Below are 2175 nucleotides of genomic sequence, written 5' to 3'. Positions count from 1 at the left end.
GTCAGGAAACGGCTCTGCCGTTTCAGCTCCGGCGGCAGCGCCTCGCGGGTCTCGGCGTCGATCGAAGCATAAGAAAGGCTGCCGCCGAAGGCGCGCCACACCGCCTCGACGATCTCTGGTGTCGTGGTCTCGTCCACCGCGATCCGCAAGGCGCGATCACCGCGTCCGAGATTGATCTTCTCCTTGAGCGCGCGGGCGACAATATCCTCACGCTTGTTGCCGGCATCGACCGACACCGTGTCGAAGAAGGTCTCGCTTGCGAGCGTGAAGCCGAGCTTGCGCAGGCCCGCGGCCAGCACGGCGGCGCGGCGGTGCGTGGTGCGCGCAATCGCAGAGAGCCCTTCGGGGCCGTGATAGACCGCATACATCGCCGCGATCACGGCAAGCAGCACCTGCGCGGTGCAGATGTTCGAGGTCGCCTTCTCGCGACGGATATGCTGCTCGCGGGTCTGCAGCGCCAGCCGATACGCCGGCGCGCCACGCGAATCGACGGAAAGGCCGACGATGCGGCCGGGCAGCGAGCGCTTCAGCGCATCACGCACCGCCATATAGGCTGCATGCGGCCCGCCATAGCCCATCGGCACGCCGTAGCGCTGCGCGGAGCCGATCGCGATGTCGGCGCCAAGCTCGCCGGGCGAGGCGATTAAGGTGAGCGCGAGCAGGTCAGCGGCGAGGATCGCCAGCGCGCCCTTGTCGTGCAGCTTGGCGATGGCGGCGCGCGGGTCACGCAGGGCGCCGGTCGTGTCAGGATATTGCAGGATGCCGCCGAATACGTCGGCGCTGTCGAGATCGACAGCGGGATCGCCGACGATCAGGCTCCAGCCGAGCGGCTTGGCGCGGGTGCGCAGCACGGCCAGCGTCTGCGGATGCACGTTGCGGTCGACGAAGAATGCCTTGGTCTTAGCTTTGGCCGAACGTTCGGCAAGCGCCATCGCTTCCGCCGCCGCCGTGCCTTCATCGAGCAGCGAGGCATTGGCGACATCGAGCCCGGCAAGATCGCAGATCATGGTCTGGAAGTTGAACAGCGCCTCCAGCCGGCCCTGACTGATCTCCGGCTGATAGGGCGTGTAGGCCGTGTACCAGGCCGGGTTCTCCAGGATGTTACGCTGGATCACCGCCGGCATGATGGTGCCGGAGTAACCTTGGCCGATCAGCGAGGTGAACACGCGATTTTGCGCGGCGAGCTCGCGCATATGGCCGAGCGCCTCGGTCTCGCTCAAACCGGTTCCAAGATCCAGCGGCGCGGCCTGCCGGATCGCAGCCGGCATGGTCTGGCTGACCAGCTCCGACAGGCTTTTCGCGCCCACCGTCTCCAGCATCGCGGCGACGTCGCGTGGCGAGGGGCCGATATGGCGGCGGACGAAGCTTAAGGCGGCGTCATCGATCGGTTTGAACGGCGCGTTCATGGGTGGCCTCGCAAGATCATTCAAATTCGGAGTCATTGTCCGCCAACGGGTCTCGCCTTCGGCGAGCCCGATGACAGGCTTCGGCGGACGATCCAGTACACACTGGCGGCACGGTGATGCGGGAAAAGCGCGGCGTACCGGATCGCCCGGTCAAGCCGCTCGATGACAGCGGAGTGTGTTGCCGCGTTTTGCATCATCCCATTACGCCGTGTGCGCCTTGTAGGCGGCCTCATCCATCAGCCCGCCGAGCTCGCTTTTGTTGGCAATCCTCAGCTTGAAGAACCACGCCTTGCCAGCCGCATCGCTATTGACCAGCGCCGGCTCGTCGACCACTGCCTGGTTGACCTCGATCACCTCGCCGGAGATCGGCGCATAGACGTCGGAGGCGGCCTTCACCGATTCGACCACGGCGGCGGCTTCCGCCTTTGCCAGCGTGCGGCCGACTTTGGGCAGCTCTATGAACACGACGTCGCCGAGCTGCGCCTGCGCGTAATCGGTGATGCCGATGGTGGCGACATCGCCGTCGATGCCGAGCCATTCATGGTCTGACGTGTAGAGCGTGGTGGTCATCGGTGTCCTCAGCGTTTGTAAGTGTTCGGAACGAACGGCGTGGTCGCGACGCGCACGGCCAAGCGCTGGCCGCGCACATCGGCAAAAACCTGGGTGCCGACGGCCGCCTGCGCGGCCGGCAGGTAGCCCATCGCGACCGGCGCATTCAGCGTTGGGCCGAAGCCGCCCGAGGTGACCGTGCCGATGGGGTCGGCCAAGG

At 66.2% G+C, this 2175-nt stretch carries 3 protein-coding genes; all 3 read right to left on the bottom strand.

What is annotated here, in order from left to right; all coding sequences use genetic code 11:
- Window positions 1-1406: aminomethyl-transferring glycine dehydrogenase subunit GcvPA (gcvPA, locus tag WA702_RS12740; protein WP_425110883.1), on the bottom strand; the 1406-nt coding region annotated here is incomplete at its 3' end.
- Window positions 1407-1607: 201 nt separating this feature from the next.
- The gene (gene gcvH / locus WA702_RS12735; protein ID WP_425110882.1) at window positions 1608-1976 is read right to left on the bottom strand and encodes a glycine cleavage system protein GcvH; all 369 of its coding nucleotides are present in this window, start codon (window positions 1974-1976) and stop codon (window positions 1608-1610) included.
- Window positions 1977-1984: 8 nt separating this feature from the next.
- The coding region (locus tag WA702_RS12730) for a glycine cleavage T C-terminal barrel domain-containing protein (protein WP_425110881.1) at window positions 1985-2175 on the bottom strand (191 nt) is incomplete at its 5' end.

Origin of the sequence: Bradyrhizobium sp., assembly GCF_049798375.1 — a bacterium.
GTDB lineage: Bacteria > Pseudomonadota > Alphaproteobacteria > Rhizobiales > Xanthobacteraceae > Bradyrhizobium.
This window is presented reverse-complemented; position numbering and strand designations above follow the sequence as displayed.

What these genes read in the sequence shown, in the direction of transcription:
- gcvH (WP_425110882.1), bottom strand. Translation starts at nt 1,976, where the DNA reads ATGACCACCACGCTCTACACGTCAGACCATGAATGGCTCGGCATCGAC.